Below are 16,851 nucleotides of genomic sequence, written 5' to 3'. Positions count from 1 at the left end.
TCCAGGAGGGTCGCTGCCATTGTATATATCTTTATATCTCGATGGAAAGATGCTTGTTAGGGAAGGTGCCTCCGCCCTGTTGCACGTCCGTTCAACCGATAGCCTCTAGAAACGAGGCATCAAGGAGACCCGTCATGATCGCTTCCCTCGCAATCACTACGCTCATCGCTACCAAGGGACTCGCCGCCACCACCGGCGCTTCTGCCCCTCCACCCACCGCCTGCCACGCCGAAGACCTCGCCGTGCGCACCGACGCGGGCGACGGCGAATTCAACGGTATGTCACACGGCGGCACGCGGCTGATCGTGCGCAACACGGGCCACACGCCTTGCCTGCTTCCCGGCCTGCCGACCGTCGTGTTCCTGGATGCCTCGGGCGCCGAGCAACCGACCCTACGCAACGCACCTCCCGGCATGCATCCCGGTCCCATCGTGTTGCCGGTGCGGGTTGCGCCAGGCGCAGAGGCGGTGACCACCCTGCGCTGGATAAGTGGTGAGGTTTACGATCGGAGCCGCTGCTTCACCTCGGCGCGTGTCCGCGTCCGTTTCGGCGCTACTGCCATGATCGAGGGGCCCATGCAGGCCCACGTTTGCACGCAGGGCGATGCGCCGGCCAAGGTCGAGCAACCGCCGATGACATCGAAGCCATAAAAAAGGTTCTTCGCGCGTTACCGGGGAGGAGGTGTCGGGCGGTCACCCTCTGCGCTCGAGCAGCGGCCGCAAGCGGCCGAACTCGCTCAGAGGATGACCACCCGACACCTCCCTGACGACTGAGGTCCCGGTGCGGAGAGCAACGCTCGCGGCGTCGCACGGAGCGGCATCGCCAGGGTAGCGCCCGAAGTCGCCGCTGCTTTGCTCTCCACGCCCGTTTGCCTCTGTCGTCGCAGAGGTGCTGGGTGGTTACGCTCTGAGCGAGTTCGGCCGCTTGCGGCCGCTGCTCGAGCGCAGAGTGTGACCACCCAGCGCCTCATCGCCGCGCCATACGAGCGACGCGCTCTGGCTCTGGCTTCGGCTTCGGTACGGCCCCGGTCATGCGTGTAGAACCAAAAAAAGGCGCCCGAGGGCGCCTTTCTTTTCAACGATAGGAACCGTCGATCAGTAGCGGTAGTGATCCGGCTTGTACGGGCCTTCCACCGGCACGCCGATGTAGTCGGCCTGATCCTTGGTCAGCACGGTCAGCTTCACGCCGATCTGCGCGAGATGCAGGCGGGCCACTTCTTCGTCCAGCTTCTTCGACAGGCGGTACACCTTCTTCTCGTAGGTGTCCTTGTTCTTCCACAGGTCGATCTGCGCCAGCGTCTGGTTGGAGAAGCTGTTCGACATGACGAAGCTCGGGTGGCCGTGGGCGCAACCGAGGTTGACCAAGCGACCTTCGGCCAGCATGTAGATGCTGTTGCCCGTAGCGAAGGTGTAGCGATCCACCTGCGGCTTGATCGTCTCGCGGGTGACATCCTTCGCGCCGTTCAGGCGATCGATCTGGATCTCGTTGTCGAAGTGGCCGATGTTGCAGACCAGGGCGTTGTTCTTCATCGCCGCCATGTGCTCGAGCGTGATGATGTCCTTGTTGCCCGTGGTGGTGACATAGATGTCACCCAGGCCCAGGGTCTCTTCGATCGTGGTGACCTGGAAGCCTTCCATCGCGGCCTGCAGGGCGTTGATCGGGTCGATCTCGGTGACGATCACGCGGGCACCGAAGCCCTTGAGCGAATGGGCGCAGCCCTTGCCGACGTCGCCGTAACCGCAGACCACGGCGACCTTGCCGGCCACCATGAGGTCGGTGGCGCGCTTGATGCCGTCGGCCAGCGACTCGCGGCAACCGTAGAGGTTGTCGAACTTGCTCTTGGTGACCGAATCGTTGACGTTGATCGCCGGGATCAGCAGCTTGCCGGCTTCGGCCAGCTGGTAGAGGCGATGCACGCCGGTGGTGGTTTCCTCGGAGACGCCCTTCCACTCGGCGGCCACCTTCTTGAACCAGCCCGGACGCGCGGCAGCCGTCTTCTTGACCAAGTCCTTGATGACCTGCTCCTCGTGGCTGCCGCTGGGGGTGTTGACCCAGTCGCTGCCGTCTTCCAGCTCCACGCCCTTGTGGATGAACAGGGTGGCGTCGCCACCGTCGTCCACGATCAGCTGCGGGCCCAGCTCACCCGGGTGGGTCAGCATGTCCAGCGTGCACTCCCAGTACTCCTCCAGCGACTCGCCCTTCCAGGCGAACACCGGCAGGCTGTCGGCGGCGAGGGCCGCGGCAACGTCGTCCTGGGTGGAGAAGATGTTGCAGGAGGCCCAGCGCACGGACGCGCCCAGCTCGCGCAGGGTCTCGGCGAGCACGGCCGTTTCCTTGGTCACGTGCAGCGAGCCCGACAGGCGCACGCCCTTGAGCGGCTTTTCGTTGGCGTAGCGGGCGCGGATCTGCATCAGGCCCGGCATTTCCTCTTCCGCCATGCGGATGCGGCGGCGGCCGAGGGCGGCCTGCGAGATATCGCGGACCTTGAAATCGTCGAAGGCTTGGTCTTTGGTAACGGCGTTCATCTGGCGTAGCTCCGGAAGTTCACGGGGGCGCCGTTTGGTGGGACGCCGCGTCGAGCCTGGCCAGGGGACGATGCCCATGGTCGCAGCGCCCCTCGACGGGCAAAACGGTCCGGCGATTATATCGCGGAATCCGGATGCAAGGATGAACACGTTTTTCGGTACTCTCGGGGTTTCGTCCTACGTGAGAGTCCGATGGAAGCTGCGCGCGATCCCGAATTCCTGCCCCACGACGGCCCCCTGCGCGAGGACGTGCGCCGCCTCGGTGCCCTGGTGGGCCAGATGCTGGCCGAGCAGGGCGGTCAGCCCTTCTTCGAACGGGTGGAGCATGTGCGCACCGCGGCCATCCACCGCCGACGCAGCGGGGCCGCCGTGGACGCCCTGGCCGACACCCTGACCGGACTGGAGGCCGCCGATGCGGAGTCCCTGGCCCGCGCCTTTGCCACCTACTTCCAGGCGGTGAACACCGCCGAGCGCGTGCATCGCATCCGGCGCCGCCGTGACTACCAGCGCGAGGGTGGGGCGGCCCAGCCCGAGTCGCTGGCCGCCGTGTTGGCGCGGCTGAAAAAGGACGGGGTCGGTCGTGAGGAACTGGCCTCGCTGCTGGACCGGCTCGACGTGGAGCCGGTGTTCACGGCGCATCCCACCGAGGCCGTACGCCGGTCGTTGCTGGAGAAGGAACAGGAAATCGTCCGCGCGCTGGTCGACGAGTTCGATCCCACGCGTACGCCCCAGGAACGCCGTGACGACGACGCACGCATCCTCATGGCGCTGTCCTCGGGCTGGCAGACCGCCGAGGCGTCGCCGGTGCGACCCAGCGTCCAGGACGAGTTCGACCACATCAGTTTCTATATCGCCAGGCCGATCTACCGCGTGTTGCCGGCCCTTTACGAGTCGCTGCAGCAGGCGATCGACGAGACCTACGGCGAAGGCGTCACGATCCCCCGCCTGCTCCGCTTCGCCACCTGGGTGGGTGGCGACATGGACGGCAATCCCAACGTCAACGCCGATACCGTCGCTGCCACGCTGTCCGCACAGCGCGCACTGGTGCTGGAGCGTTACCTCGAAGACGTCACGGCGCTGGGCCGCCTGCTCAGCCAGACCGACGATCGCGTGACCCTGGACGATACGCTGGCGCGGCGCCTGCAGACCTACCGCGACGATCTTCCCGAGGCGGCGGCGCGCATCCGCCCCCGTCACGCCGATATGCCCTACCGCACCTTCCTGGCGTTCGTCGCGGCCCGCCTGGAGGCGACGCTGCACGAGACGGCGCAGGCCTACCCGGATGCCGATGCGTTCATCGACGACATCGCGCTGATCGAGCGAAGCCTGCTCGATCACGACGGTCGCCATGCCGGCGCCTATGCGGTCGGTCGCCTGCTATGGCGCGCACGCACGTTCGGCTTCCACCTGGCCCGCCTGGACGTGCGCCAGGATGCGCGCGTGCACGACGAGGCGCTGGGCGCGCTGCTCGACGATGCCGAGTGGGCGCAGCGCGACACCGGGGCACGGGTGGAGGCCCTGCGGCCGTATGCCTCCGGCGAGCGCGCCTTCGCGGCCGGCGACGGCCATGAGGCGGCGGAGATGCTTCGCGCCGTGTTCGCGACGCTGGCGGACGCGCGGCAGCGCTACGGCACCGAGGCCACCGGCCTCTACATCATCAGCATGGCCGAAACCGCGGCCGATGTGCTGGCCGTGCTGGCGCTGGCGCGTCGGGGCGGCCTGGTCGACGACGGTCGCGTGCCGCTCGACGTGGCCCCGCTGTTCGAGACCATCGACGACCTTGCCGGCGGCGCGGCGACCTTGCAGGCGCTGCTGGACGACCCGGTCTATCGCGAGCACCTGAAGGCTCGCGGCGATCGCCAGTGGGTGATGCTCGGCTATTCCGACAGCGGCAAGGATGGCGGCACGGTGGCCTCCAAGTGGAGCCTGCAGCGCGCCCAGGCCGAATTGCTCGACGTAGCCGCGAAGGCCGGCATCCGTGTCGCCTTCTTCCACGGCCGCGGTGGCTCGGCCAGCCGAGGCGGCTCGCGGATCACTCCCGCGCTGATGGCCTCGCCGCGGGGCTCGGTCGGCGGTGTGCTGCGGGTGACCGAGCAGGGCGAGGTGATCCATCGCAAATACGGTATCCGCGCATTGGCCGTGCGCAACCTGGAGCAGACCCTGGGCGCCGTGATGCGCGCCTCGTTGCGTCCGCGCGAGACCGAGACCCGTGAGGCCGGCTGGAAGGACGTCATGGCCCGCCTGTCCGACGAAAGCCGCAAGGCCTATCGCGCCTTCGTCGATACGGAGGGTTTCGTCGACTATTTCCGCGGCGCCACGCCGATCGACGTGATCGAGCGCATGACCCTCGGCTCTCGCCCTGCGCGTCGGCGCAGCATGAAGGGCGTGGAAGACCTGCGCGCCATTCCCTGGGTGTTCTCGTGGACGCAGTGCCGTGCCGTGCTCACCGGCTGGTACGGTCTGGGCAGCGCGCTGGACGCCGTGGCGAAGGAGTGTGGCGAAGACGACCTGGTCCGCATGGCCCATGAGTGGCCGTTCTTCTCGACGATGCTCGACGATGTGGAGATGGTGCTGGCCAAGGCCGATATCGACATCGCGGAGGCGTTCTCCCGCCTGGCCGGAACGCTGCACGAGCGGTTCTTCCCGATGATCCGCGCCGAATTCGAGCGCACGGTGGCCTGGGTGCTGAAGCTGAAGGGCGCCAGCGAACTGCTGGCCGGTGACCCGCGGCTGGCTACGTCCATCCGCCTGCGCAACCCGTACGTGGACCCGATGAGCCTGCTCCAGGTCGACCTGCTGCGTCGCTGGCGCGCGACGGAGGGTAAGGACGAGGCGCTGCTCAATGCCCTGGTGGCCTGCGTCAATGGCGTGTCGCAGGGGTTGCAGAATACGGGGTGAGGGTGGGGTGGGGCGCGGCAACGGAGGGGGTGCCGCGTTGCCGCCTTGTTGGCTTTTCGCGCACATCGTGCGCCCCTACCGGTGGCGACGGTGGGGCTTGCCGCGTCGTCGCTTTGTTGGCTTTTCGCGCACATCGTGCGCTCCTACCGGGGCGAGGCCGGGTAGGAGCCCACGATGTGGGCGATGCTTTTAACGCCGCTTAACCCGATCCCCTCAACCCTCGAGCTCTTCCCACCGCGCGAACGCCACATCCAATTCGGCCTGCAGCTTTGCCAGTTCCTCGTTGGCGCGGGTGATGGCGGCGGCATCCTGCTGGTAATACTTCGGGTCGTTCATCGCCTCGGTGCGCTTCGCGATCTCGGTCTCGAGCTGCTCGAGCTTTGCCGGCAGCAGGTCCAGTTCACGCTGCTCCTTGAAAGACAGTTTCTTCTTCGGCGCGGCCGGGGGCGGCGTTGCCGCGGCGGGCGCCGGCGCGGAGGCCTTTGCGCTGGCGGCGCGGGCCGCCTCGATGGCCGGCTTCTGGCGCAGCCAGTCGCTGTAGCCGCCGATGTACTCGCCGACTTCGCCGTCGCCTTCCAGCACCAGCGTGCTGGTAACCACGTTGTCGATGAAGTCGCGATCGTGCGACACCAGCAACAGCGTGCCGGTGTATTCGTTGAGCAATTCTTCCAGCAGTTCCAGCGTCTCGACGTCGAGGTCGTTGGTCGGTTCGTCCATCACCAGCAGGTTGGACGGCTGCGCGAACAGCTTGGCCAGCAGCAGGCGGTTGCGCTCGCCACCGGACAGACGGGTGATCGGCGCGCGTGCGCGCTCGGGCGAGAACAGGAAGTCCTGCAGGTAGCCGATGATGTGCTTGCGCTGCCCGTTGAGCTCGATGTATTCGCGCCCCTCGGCCACGTTGTCCAGCGCGTTCGCGGTGTCGTCCAGCGTGGAGCGGTGCTGGTCGAAATAGGCGATCTGCAGGCTGGTGCCCAGCGTGGATTCGCCGGTTTGCGGCTTCAGCTCGCCCAGCAGGATCTTCAGCAGCGTGGACTTGCCCGCACCGTTGGGTCCCATGATGCCGACGCGGTCGCCGCGCATGATGGTGGTGGACAGGTCGCGTAGCAGCGTGCGGCCGGCGTAGCCATGGGTGACGTGCTTGAGGTCGACCACCTTGCGGCCCGAAGCCTGCGCACTGCCCAGGGTGATCTTGGCCGTGCCGGTCTGCTCGCGACGCTCGGCGCGCTCGCGGCGCAGGGCCTTCAGCGCGCGGACGCGGCCTTCGTTGCGGGTGCGGCGCGCCTTGATGCCCTGGCGGATCCACACTTCTTCCTGGGCCAGCTTGCGGTCGAAATGTGCGGTGGCCTGTGCCTCGGCGTGCAGGCGTTCCTCGCGGCGGCGCAGGTAGTTGTCGTAGTCGCCCGGCCAGCTGGTGACGTTGCCGCGGTCGATCTCGACGATGCGGGTGGCCAGTGCGCGCAGGAAGCTGCGGTCATGGGTGATGAAGACGATGCTGCCGGCGAAGCCCTTGAGGAACGTTTCCAGCCAGGCGATCGCCTCGATGTCCAGGTGGTTGGTCGGCTCGTCCAGCAACAGCAGGTTCGGGTCGCGGACCAGCGCCTGGCCAAGCAGCACGCGGCGCTTCATGCCGCCGGAGAGGTCGGCGAAGTCGGTCTCGGCCGGCAGTTCCAGCCGCTCGATGACCTGCTGCACGCGGGAGTCCAGGTCCCACGCGTTGTGGGCCTCGATCTGCGCCTGGACGTCGCCCAGGGCATCCATGTCGCCTTCTTCCAGCAGGTGGTGGTACCGCGCAAGCAGGTGGCCCAGTTCGCCCAGGCCCTCGGCCACCACGTCGAAGACACTGCCGGTGGTGTCCTGCGGCACTTCCTGCGTCAGCCGCGCGATGCGCGTACCGCCCTGCAGGCGGATCTCGCCGTCCTCGGCATGGATCTCGCCGGCGATGAGCTTCATCAGCGTGGACTTGCCCGCGCCGTTGCGCCCGACCACGCAGACGCGCTCGCCCGCGTCGAGGGAGAGGTTCACCTGTTCAAGCAGGAGCGGGCCGCCGACGCTGTAGTCGACATTGAGCAATTGGATAAGAGACATACCCGCGATTGTAACCGGGTCGCGGGGCACGGGGTGGACGGCGGTGGTGTACGAGAACGCGGCATGAGGGAGGCGTAGGAGCGCACGATGTGCGCGAAAAGCCCCCAAGGCGGCGACGCGGCGGCGTGGCGACGAGGCGACCCGGCGACGAGGCCTCGCGGCCACGAGGCCACGCGGCACCCCCATCGCGCACATCGTGCGCTCCTACGGGGAGCCGTCGCCGGCCGTCGGGCTCACCCCAGATCGAGGGTATAGCGGGTGTGCTGGCGCCAGGGGGTGCCGGGGCGCAGCACGACCGCCTCGGCCTCGGGGCTGTTGATCTGGTCGGGAAAGGCCTGGGTTTCCAGGGCAAAGCCGGCAAACGGCCCGTAGGCCTCGCCGTGGCGACCGGGTTGGCCGGTAAGCTTCTGCCCGCTGTAGAACTGCAGCCCGGGGCGATCGGTCGCCACGGTCAGTCGGCGGCCGCTGGAGGGTTCGCTGACCACGGCCACCGTGCGCGGAGTCGCGCCGGCCGGGCCCTGCGGCACGTAGCAATGGTCGAACCCGCCGACCAGGCGCAGCTGGGGATCGGGCCAGTGCAGGCGTGAGCCGATCGGGGCGGCCTCGCGGAAATCGAAGGCCGTGCCGGCAACATGCTGGCGTCCCACGGGGATGGCGCCGGCATCGATCGCCAGGAACTCGTCGGCGTCGATCCGCAGCATATGGTCGCGGATATCCGGCCGGCGGTCGTTGAGATTGAAATAAGGATGCGCGGTGAGGCTGAGCGGCGTGGGTGCGTCGCTGGTGGCCAGATAGACCAGGTCCAGCGTGCCCTCATCGTCCAGGTGTACCTGCAGTTCCACGCTCACCTCGCCGGGAAAGCCGCCGTCGCCTTCGGGGGAGACCAGTCGCAACACCAGCGAATCGCCGTCCGGTTCGACATCCCAGCGCTGCACGTGGAAGCCCTCGTGGCCGCCGTGCAGGTGGTTGCCGCCATCGTTGCGGTCCACGCGGTAGTCGATGCCGTCCAGCCGGAACCGGCCGCCACGGATGCGGTTGGCCCAGCGGCCCACGATGGCGCCCATGTAGGCGTCGGAGGCGAGGTATTGGGCCGCGTCGGCGTGGCCGAGCAGCACCTCGCCCATCCGGCCCTGGCGATCCGGCGACTGCCAGGAGAGCAGGGTGCCGCCCAGGTCGGCGATGTCGACCTGCGCGCCGCGGGCGTTGCGCAGGGTCCAGCGATGGAGCGGGCGGCCGTCGGGGAGGTGGCCCCAGGCGGTGGCGTTGGATACGGGCATGGATGAAGCGTTCCCTGCGGAAGGCGGTCAGGTGGCCGCCGTCTTGCGATGGAGGTCGAGGTATTGGCGTGGCGTGCAGTCGTACTCGCGACGGAATACCGCATACATGTATTGCAGCGACGTGAAACCGCAGCGCAGCGCGATGTCGCCCAGCGGCACCTCGGAGTGCGCGATCAGGTCGCAGGCGGTGTCCAGCTTGTGCTTGAGGATCACCTGGTGGACGGTCTGCTTCAGCTCGCGCTTGAAGTGTTCCTCGAGCACGGTGCGGGACACGCCCACGTAGTCGGCCACCTGTTCGGTCTTGATGCCCAGGCAGCCGTACTGGCGGATGTAGTGGCTGGCGCGCATGACGTGCGGGCTGCGCATCGGCTGGAACCGGCTGGACACCTGCACGTTGATGCCCACCGGGGGCACCAGCACGCGCGAGGCCGAGCAGTCCACGCCGCGCAGCATCTGGTGCAGCAGGTGGGCGGCGGTGCGACCCATTTCCTCCGCGCCCTGGATCACGGAAGTGAGTGGAATGCGGGTGAGCAGCTGCGCCATGGGGTCGTTGTCGATGCCGACGATGGCGATCTGTTCGGGCACGGCGAAACCGCCCATCACGCAGGCCTGCAACAGCTGGCGCGCGCGCGCGTCGGTGACCGCGATGATGCCGATCGGCTTGGGCAGCTCCGCCAGCCAGGTGACCAGTTCCTCGACCGCATGGCCCCAGCCGCCCGCGCTGGTGGGTGAGCCCTCGTACACCACGCCCTCCACCGATTCCTCGTCGACCATGGCCTGGAAGGCGTGCTCGCGCTCCTGCGCCCAGCGGCTGCCGGGGCTGCGGGGAATGCCATAGAAGGCGAATCGCGTCAGCCCCTGCTCGATCAGGTGATCGTAGGCCAGGCGCACGAGGCGGACGTTGTCGGTGGCGATGTAAGGCACGCCGACCGGGTAATCGGCGGCATCGCGGTACGAGCCGCCCACTGCCACCACGGGGATGTGCAGGTCGCGCAGGGCATCCGGGGCTTCGGGGTCGTCGAAGTCGGCGATGACGCCGTCGCCGCGGAACAGGTGGATGTCGCGCATGCGGCTGCGGAAGTCCTCTTCCATGAAGAGGTCCCATTCCACCCGCGTGCTGTTGAGGTAATGCCCGATGCCGGCGATGACCTGGCGGTCGTACACCTTGTTGGCATTGAAGAGCAGGGCGATGCGGTGCGGTGCCATGGCCGCGAAAACTAGCAGGAATCGCCGTTTCCGGCCATGACGCAGCGCGGCAAAGAAAAGTACCGGGGTGGCGAGGGAAATCGCAATTGCGCCGGATGCCCCGGGCTAGTCAGCATCGACACGATTCGTCCCCACGTTTGTCAAGGATTCGTTATGTCGTACTTTTCCCATATTCCCAACATCGCCTTCGAGGGCCCCGGCTCGGACAACCCGCTGGCGTTCCATCACTACGATGCGAAGAAGCAGATCCTGGGCAAGAGCATGGCCGAGCACCTGCGCCTGGCCGTCTGCTACTGGCACACGTTCGTATGGCCGGGCTCCGACGTATTCGGCGCGGGCACGTTCGAGCGTCCCTGGCAGACCGCCGGCGATCCGATGAGCAAGGCCCGCGAGAAAGCCGACGCCGCCTTCGATTTCTTCTCGCGCCTGGGCACGCCGTTCTACACCTTCCACGACACCGACGTGGCACCGGAAGGCGCCAACCTGGCCGAGTACCGCAACAACTTCGCCGCCATGGTCGATGTGCTGGAAAAGAAGCAGGCCGAGACCGGCGTCAAGCTGCTCTGGGGCACCGCCAACGTGTTCAGCAACCCGCGTTATGCCGCCGGCGCCGCGACCAACCCGCAGCCGGAAGTGTTCGCCTATGCGGCTACCCAGGTGCGCCACGCGATGGAAGCCACGCACCGCCTTAAGGGTGAGAACTACGTGCTGTGGGGCGGCCGCGAGGGCTACGAGACCCTGCTCAACACCGATCTGAAACGCGAGCGCGCACAGCTGGGCCGTTTCCTCCAGATGGTGGTGGAACACAAGCACAAGCTGGGCTTCAAGGGCACGATCCTGATCGAGCCCAAGCCGCAGGAGCCGACCAAGCACCAGTACGATTACGACAGCGCCACGGTCTACGGCTTCCTCAAGGATTTCGGGCTGGAAAACGAGATCAAGACCAACCTCGAAGCCAACCACGCCACGCTGGCGGGGCATTCGTTCCAGCACGAGGTGGCCACCTCCATCGCGCTGGGCCTGTTCGGCTCCATCGACGCCAACCGTGGCGATCCGCAGAACGGCTGGGATACCGACCAGTTCCCCAACAGCGTCGAGGAACTCACGCTGGTGACCTACGAGATCCTCAAGGCCGGCGGCTTCACCACGGGCGGCTACAACTTCGACACCAAGGTGCGTCGCCAGAGCAGCGCGGCGGAAGACCTCTTCCACGGCCACATCGGCGGCATCGATGCGCTGGCGCTCAGCCTCGAGCGTGCGGCGAAGATGATCGAGCGCGATGCCATCGCCGATTTCAAGGCGAAGCGCTACGCGGGCTGGGATGCCGAGCTGGGTGCGAAGATCCTCAACGGCGGGTTTACCCTCGCATCGCTGTCGGATGAAGCCATGACGCGGGACATCCAGCCGAAGCATGTCTCCGGCGGCCAGGAGTTGCTCGAGAACATCGTCAACCGCTATATCTACGGCTGACAGGGAACCCGTGATGGACGCACAGGAACGCATGTACCTAGGCATCGACCTCGGCACCTCATCGGTCAAGGCGGTGCTCATCGACGATACCGGGGCGGTGCGGGCCAGTGCCTCCAGCCCGCTGGAGGTATCCCATCCCAAACCGCGCTGGTCCGAGCAGGACCCGGCCACCTGGTGGAGCGCGACCGAAGCGGCCGTGGCCGAGGTGCTCGAGGGCACCGATGCCCGCCGCGTGGCCGCCATTGGCCTGTCCGGGCAGATGCACGGGGCCACGCTGCTGGATGCGGACGATGCCGTCCTGCGTCCGGCGATCCTCTGGAACGACACCCGCGCCGATCGCGAATGCCTCGAGCTGGAGAACGTGCCCGGGTTCCGCGAGATCACCGGCAACGTGGCGTTCCCCGGGTTCACCGCGCCCAAGCTGGCCTGGGTGCGCAAGCACGAGCCGGATGTCTTCGCCCGGGTGGCGAAGGTGCTGCTGCCGAAGGATTACCTGCGGCTCCGGTTGACCGGTCAGTACATGACCGATGCATCGGATGCCGCCGGTACCCTCTGGCTGGACGTGCGCAAGCGCCAGTGGAGCGACGCGATGCTGGCCGCCACCGGCCTGGATCGCTCGCACATGCCGGCGGTGTTCGAAGGCAGCCAGCCGGCCGGCCGGCTGAGCCAGGCCCTGGCCGACCGCTGGGGCATGGATACGGTGCCAGTGGCCGCAGGCGGCGGTGACAACGCCGCCGGCGCCGTGGGCGTCGGCATCGTGCGCAGCGGGCAGGCGATGCTATCGCTGGGTACGTCGGGTGTGTACTTCGCTGTTTCCGACGGTTTCCGGGCCAGTCCCGAACAGGCGGTGCACAGCTTCTGCCACGCCCTGCCCGATACCTGGCACCTGATGTCGGTGATGCTCAACGCGGCCAGCTGCCTGGACTTCACCGCGCGGCTCACCGGCTTCACCGACGTGCCGGCCCTGCTCGCCGAGGCGGAGGCTTCCGGTCTCAAGCCGGACGGCCCGATGTTCCTGCCTTACCTCACCGGCGAACGCACGCCGCACAACGACGCCCACGCCCGCGGTTCGTTCACGCACCTGGTGCCTGGCACGTCGCGCGCCGACCTGGCTAACGCCACCCTGGAGGGCGTTGGCCTGGGCCTGCTCGACGGCCTGCTCGCCGTGGAGTCCACCGGCCTGGTGGCCGACGAGGTCACGGTGATCGGTGGCGGTTCGCGCAGCGCCTACTGGACCCAGATGCTGGCCGACATACTCGGCAAGAAGCTGGTGCTTCGCAGCGGTGGCGAGGTGGGTCCGGCCCTGGGCGCGGCGCGCCTGGCCCGGCTGGCCGTCGATACCGACGCCACGCTGGACGAGGTCTGCCCGATGCCCGAGGTGACCGCCGTGCGGGAGCCCGATGCAGCGCGTCATGCATATTTCCTGCAAACGCGTCACCCTCTGTTCCGCCGCTCGTACGAGCGTTTGAAGCCGCTGTATTCCGACGCCCCCTGAGGCGCGTTTTTTCCACCCCGAACGGGGGTGTACCCAAGCATGGAGATGAGCATGAAGCAGAAGGCCCTATACACCCTACTCGCCGTTTCAATGGTCGGCGCCGGCATCTTCGGCGCGCCGCAGGCGCACGCCAGCAAGGAGAAGCCGGTGATCGGCTTCTCCATCGACGACCTGCGCGTGGAGCGCTGGACCAAGGATCGCGACTACTTCAAGGCCGCGGCCGAAGCCAAGGGCGCCACCGTGTCCGTGCAGTCCGCCGATGCCAACGAGCAGAAGCAGATCCAGCAGATCGAGGGCCTGATCGCACGCAAGGTCGACGTCATCGTCATCGTGCCGTTCAACGCCAAGACGCTGACCAACGTGGTCAAGTCGGCCAAGGCGGCCGGCATCAAGGTCATCTCGTACGACCGCCTGATCCTGGGTGCGCCCGTGGACGCCTATATCTCGTTCGACAACGACAAGGTCGGCCAGATGCAGGCACAGGGCGTGGTCGACGCCACCGGCGGCAAGGGCAACTACTTCCTGCTTGGCGGCGCGCCGACCGACAACAATGCCAAGATCCTCCGCGAGGGCCAGATGAAGGTCATCGACCCGCTGGTCAAGAGCGGCGCGGTGAAGATCGTCGGTTCGCAGTGGACCAACGAGTGGCTGGCCGCCAATGCGCAGAAGATCATCGAGAACGCGCTCACCGCCAGCAAGAACGACATCCAGGGTATCGTCGCCTCCAACGACGGCACCGCGGGTGGCGCCATCGCCGCGCTGAACGGCCAGAAGCTGGCCGGCAAGGTGGCCGTGTCGGGCCAGGATGCCGACCTCGCCGCGATCAAGCGGATCAAGGCCGGTACGCAGACCATGACGGTGTACAAACCGATCAAGACGATCGCCACGGACGCCGCCAACCTCGCCGTCGACCTCGCCCAGGGCAAGACGCCCAACTTCACTTCGAAGATGAACAACGGCACCGGCGACATCAACACCATCCTGCTGTCGCCGACGGCGCTGACCAAGGCCAATGTCGACCTGGTGGTCAAGGACGGCTTCTACACCCAGGCGCAGGTCGGCCAGTAAGGCGTCAGGCGCAGGGCGTTAAAGCGTAAGATCGGGACGCCCCGCCCTGGTGCGGGGCGTCGCCATGAGAGAGGAACACCGTGAGCGAATACCTGTTCGAGATGCGCCAGATCGTCAAGGAGTTTTCCGGCGTGCGCGCGCTCAATGGCATCGACCTGGCCGTGCGGCCCGGTGAGTGCGTCGGCCTGTGCGGCGAGAACGGCGCCGGCAAGTCCACCTTGATGAAAGTGCTTTCCGGCGTGTATCCCTACGGCACCTGGGAAGGCGAGATCCTGTTCGACGGCAAGCCGCTGCAGGCGCAGTCCGTGCGCGACAGCGAACACGCCGGCATCGTCATCATCCACCAGGAGCTGATGCTGGTACCGCAGCTCTCCGTCGCCGAGAACATCTTCCTTGGCAACGAGATCCGCAAGTTCGGCGGCGTGATGGACTATGACGCCATGTACGCCAAGGCCGAAGCCCTGCTGGCCCGGCTGAAGCTGAAGGATGTCAACGTGGCGGCCCCGGTCATGAACTACGGTGGCGGCTACCAGCAATTGTTCGAGATCGCCAAGGCGCTGGCCAAGAATGCGCGCCTGCTGATTCTCGACGAACCTTCCTCGTCGCTCACCTCGTCCGAGACCGACACGTTGCTGTCGATCATCGAGGACCTGAAGCGCGACGGCGTGGCCTGCGTCTACATCTCCCACAAGCTGGATGAAGTGGCGCGGGTCTGCGATACGGTCACGGTCATCCGCGACGGCAAGCACATCGTCACGAAGCCCATGAGCGAGATGACCACGCACTCCATCATCACCGCGATGGTGGGGCGCGAGATCGAGAACCTGTTCCCGAAGATGGACCACGACATCGGCGAGGTGATCTTCGAGGCGAAGCACGTCACCTGCTGGGACGTGGCCAACCCGAACCGAAAGCGGGTCGACGACATCTCCTTCGCCGTGCGTCGCGGCGAGATCCTCGGCATCGCGGGGCTGGTGGGTGCAGGCCGCACGGAGCTGGTCTCGGCCATCTTCGGTGCCTACCCGGGCCGCTACGAAGCGGAACTGGTGCTGGAAGGCAAGCCGGTGAAGATCCGCTCGCCCGAGCAGGCGATCAAGGCCGGCCTGTCGCTGGTGCCGGAAGATCGCAAGCGCCAGGGCATCGTGCCGCTGCTGGGCGTCGGCGACAACATCACCCTGGCCACGCTGGCGCATTACGCGCACGCCGGCCAGATCGACCGCCAGGCCGAGCTGCAGGTGGTCGACGCCGAGATCAAGCGGCTGCGGGTGAAGACCGCCAGCCCCGAACTGGCCATCGTCGGCCTGTCCGGCGGCAACCAGCAGAAGGCGGTGCTGACCAAGATGCTGCTGCCCGGGCCGAAGGTGCTGATCCTCGACGAGCCCACGCGCGGCGTGGACGTCGGCTCCAAGTACGACATCTACAAGCTGATGTTCGAGCTGGCCGCGAAAGGCGTCGCCATCATCATGGTGTCCTCGGAAATGCCCGAGGTGCTCGGTGTGAGCGATCGCGTGCTCGTCGTTGGCGAGGGCAAGCTTCGCGGCGATTTCAAGAACGTCGGCCTCACCCAGGAACAGGTCCTCGAGGCTGCGATCTCCCATGCCGCCGAAGGCCCCGCTCACGCGGCCTGATCCTTCGAACCCTTTCACGCGCCACCACGGAAGCTCCTCCATGCAGGCCCAGCAAATCCAGCAACTGTTCGTCCGCTACAAGATCCTCGCGCTGCTCATCGCCGTCGCGCTCATCTGGGTGTTCTTCCACGTCAAGACCGACGCGGCGTTCATCACGCCCGGCAACCTGTCCAACCTGTTCCGGCAGATGGCCATCACTGGCATGCTTGCCTGCGGCATGGTATTCGTCATCATCGCGGGCGAGATCGACCTCTCGATCGGCTCGCAGCTCGGCCTGCTGGGAGGCGTCGTCGCCATCCTCACGGTCAACCAGGGCTGGGGCACATGGCCGTCCATCGGCGTGGTGATGCTGCTGGGCCTGGCCATCGGCGCGTTCAACGGCTTCGTGGTCACGAAGATGCGCGTGCCGTCGTTCATCGTCGGCCTGGGCGGCATGCTGGCGTTCCGCGGCATCGTGCTCTACATCACCGGCAGCTCCACCATCGCGCCGGCACCAGACGACCTGATCCAGCTGGGCCAGGGCTTCGTGCCCGTGGAGATGTCGCGCTGGATCGGCGGCGTCATCTTCCTCGCCATGGTTGCGTTGACCGTCCGCCGTCGGCTGCGCCGGTCGAAGCTGGGCCTCCAGCAGGCCGCGACGTGGATCGACGTGGTCAAGCTGGTCGCGATCGGTGCGGTCATCTTCGCCTTCGTGCGCACACTCAACGACGCCAACGGCATCCCCATTCCGGTGATGATCCTGCTCGGGCTGCTGGCGGTGTTCACCTACGTGTCGACGCAGACCGTGTTCGGCCGCCACATCTACGCCGTGGGCGGCAACATGGAAGCCACGCGCCTGTCCGGCGTCAACGTGGCCCGGGTCAAGCTGGTGGTGTTCGCGCTGATGGGCCTGATGTGCGCCTTCGCCGGCATCATCACGGTGGCGCGCACGGGCTCCGGCTCACCTTCCGCCGGTACCGGCGGCGAACTGGACGCCATCTCGGCCTGTTTCATCGGCGGCACGTCCATGCGCGGCGGTTCCGGCACGGTCTACGGCGCGCTGATCGGCGCCCTGGTCATGGCCAGTCTGGACAGCGGCATGCAGCTGATGGACGTGGACAATTCCTGGCAGATGATCATCAAGGGCGCCATCCTGGTCCTCGCCGTGTGGGTCGACGTCCTGTCCGGCTCCAACCGCAACGGCTGATCACCAAAAACGA

Annotated in this window: 11 protein-coding genes and 1 riboswitch; of the genes, 7 read left to right on the top strand and 4 right to left on the bottom strand. The window is 66.9% G+C overall.

The features are described from left to right. Nucleotides 1-134: 134 nt before the first annotated feature. Nucleotides 135-650, top strand: coding sequence for a DUF4232 domain-containing protein (locus ACVKN3_RS04195; RefSeq protein ID WP_354513954.1), 516 nt, complete (start codon nt 135-137; stop codon nt 648-650). A gap of 444 nt (nt 651-1,094) precedes the next feature. Here ACVKN3_RS04195 and ahcY read toward each other — a convergent pair whose 3' ends face one another. After that, on the bottom strand, nt 1,095-2,525 hold the full coding sequence (gene ahcY, locus ACVKN3_RS04190; RefSeq protein WP_285405511.1) for an adenosylhomocysteinase: 1,431 nt from the start codon (nt 2,523-2,525) through the stop codon (nt 1,095-1,097). An 18-nt stretch (nt 2,526-2,543) separates the two neighbouring features. After that, nucleotides 2,544-2,625: riboswitch (S-adenosyl-L-homocysteine riboswitch) on the bottom strand. 92 nt (nt 2,626-2,717) lie between these two features. Between ahcY and ppc the strand changes: the two genes are divergently transcribed. After that, a complete protein-coding gene (gene ppc, locus ACVKN3_RS04185) occupies nt 2,718-5,423 on the top strand; it encodes a phosphoenolpyruvate carboxylase (protein WP_354513956.1) in 2,706 nt (901 codons plus the stop codon). Between the two features lie 213 nt (nt 5,424-5,636). Here ppc and ACVKN3_RS04180 read toward each other — a convergent pair whose 3' ends face one another. The 3 genes from ACVKN3_RS04180 to ACVKN3_RS04170 all read right to left on the bottom strand — a co-directional run bounded on the left by ACVKN3_RS04180 (nt 5,637) and on the right by ACVKN3_RS04170 (nt 9,991). Continuing rightward, on the bottom strand, nt 5,637-7,508 hold the full coding sequence (locus ACVKN3_RS04180) for an ATP-binding cassette domain-containing protein (protein ID WP_036137740.1): 1,872 nt from the start codon (nt 7,506-7,508) through the stop codon (nt 5,637-5,639). A gap of 233 nt (nt 7,509-7,741) precedes the next feature. Next, nucleotides 7,742-8,785, bottom strand: a complete 1,044-nt coding sequence (locus ACVKN3_RS04175; RefSeq protein ID WP_354513959.1) for an aldose epimerase family protein — start codon at nt 8,783-8,785, stop codon at nt 7,742-7,744. 27 nt (nt 8,786-8,812) lie between these two features. Continuing rightward, nucleotides 8,813-9,991 carry a XylR family transcriptional regulator gene (locus ACVKN3_RS04170; protein ID WP_036137735.1) on the bottom strand — a complete coding sequence of 393 codons (1,179 nt, stop codon included), beginning with the start codon at nt 9,989-9,991 and terminating at the stop codon, nt 8,813-8,815. 153 nt (nt 9,992-10,144) lie between these two features. On the opposite strand from ACVKN3_RS04170, the gene xylA reads away from it, so the two are divergent. From xylA to ACVKN3_RS04145, 5 genes are all read left to right on the top strand, one after another. Then, nucleotides 10,145-11,461 carry a xylose isomerase gene (xylA, locus tag ACVKN3_RS04165; protein WP_036137734.1) on the top strand — a complete coding sequence of 439 codons (1,317 nt, stop codon included), beginning with the start codon at nt 10,145-10,147 and terminating at the stop codon, nt 11,459-11,461. A 13-nt stretch (nt 11,462-11,474) separates the two neighbouring features. Next, nucleotides 11,475-12,956 (top strand): xylulokinase, encoded by a 1,482-nt coding sequence (gene xylB, locus ACVKN3_RS04160; protein ID WP_345782907.1) that lies wholly within the window; start codon nt 11,475-11,477, stop codon nt 12,954-12,956. A 51-nt stretch (nt 12,957-13,007) separates the two neighbouring features. After that, a complete protein-coding gene (gene xylF / locus ACVKN3_RS04155) occupies nt 13,008-14,024 on the top strand; it encodes a D-xylose ABC transporter substrate-binding protein (protein ID WP_221174271.1) in 1,017 nt (338 codons plus the stop codon). Nucleotides 14,025-14,104: 80 nt separating this feature from the next. After that, complete coding sequence (locus ACVKN3_RS04150; RefSeq protein ID WP_285405523.1) at nt 14,105-15,652, top strand: xylose ABC transporter ATP-binding protein; 1,548 nt, start codon at nt 14,105-14,107, stop codon at nt 15,650-15,652. Between the two features lie 40 nt (nt 15,653-15,692). Beyond that, nucleotides 15,693-16,838, top strand: coding sequence for a sugar ABC transporter permease (locus ACVKN3_RS04145; protein ID WP_051938464.1), 1,146 nt, complete (start codon nt 15,693-15,695; stop codon nt 16,836-16,838). Nucleotides 16,839-16,851: the final 13 nt, after the last annotated feature.

This window comes from Luteibacter sp. PvP120 (assembly GCF_054055715.1).
This window is presented reverse-complemented; position numbering and strand designations above follow the sequence as displayed.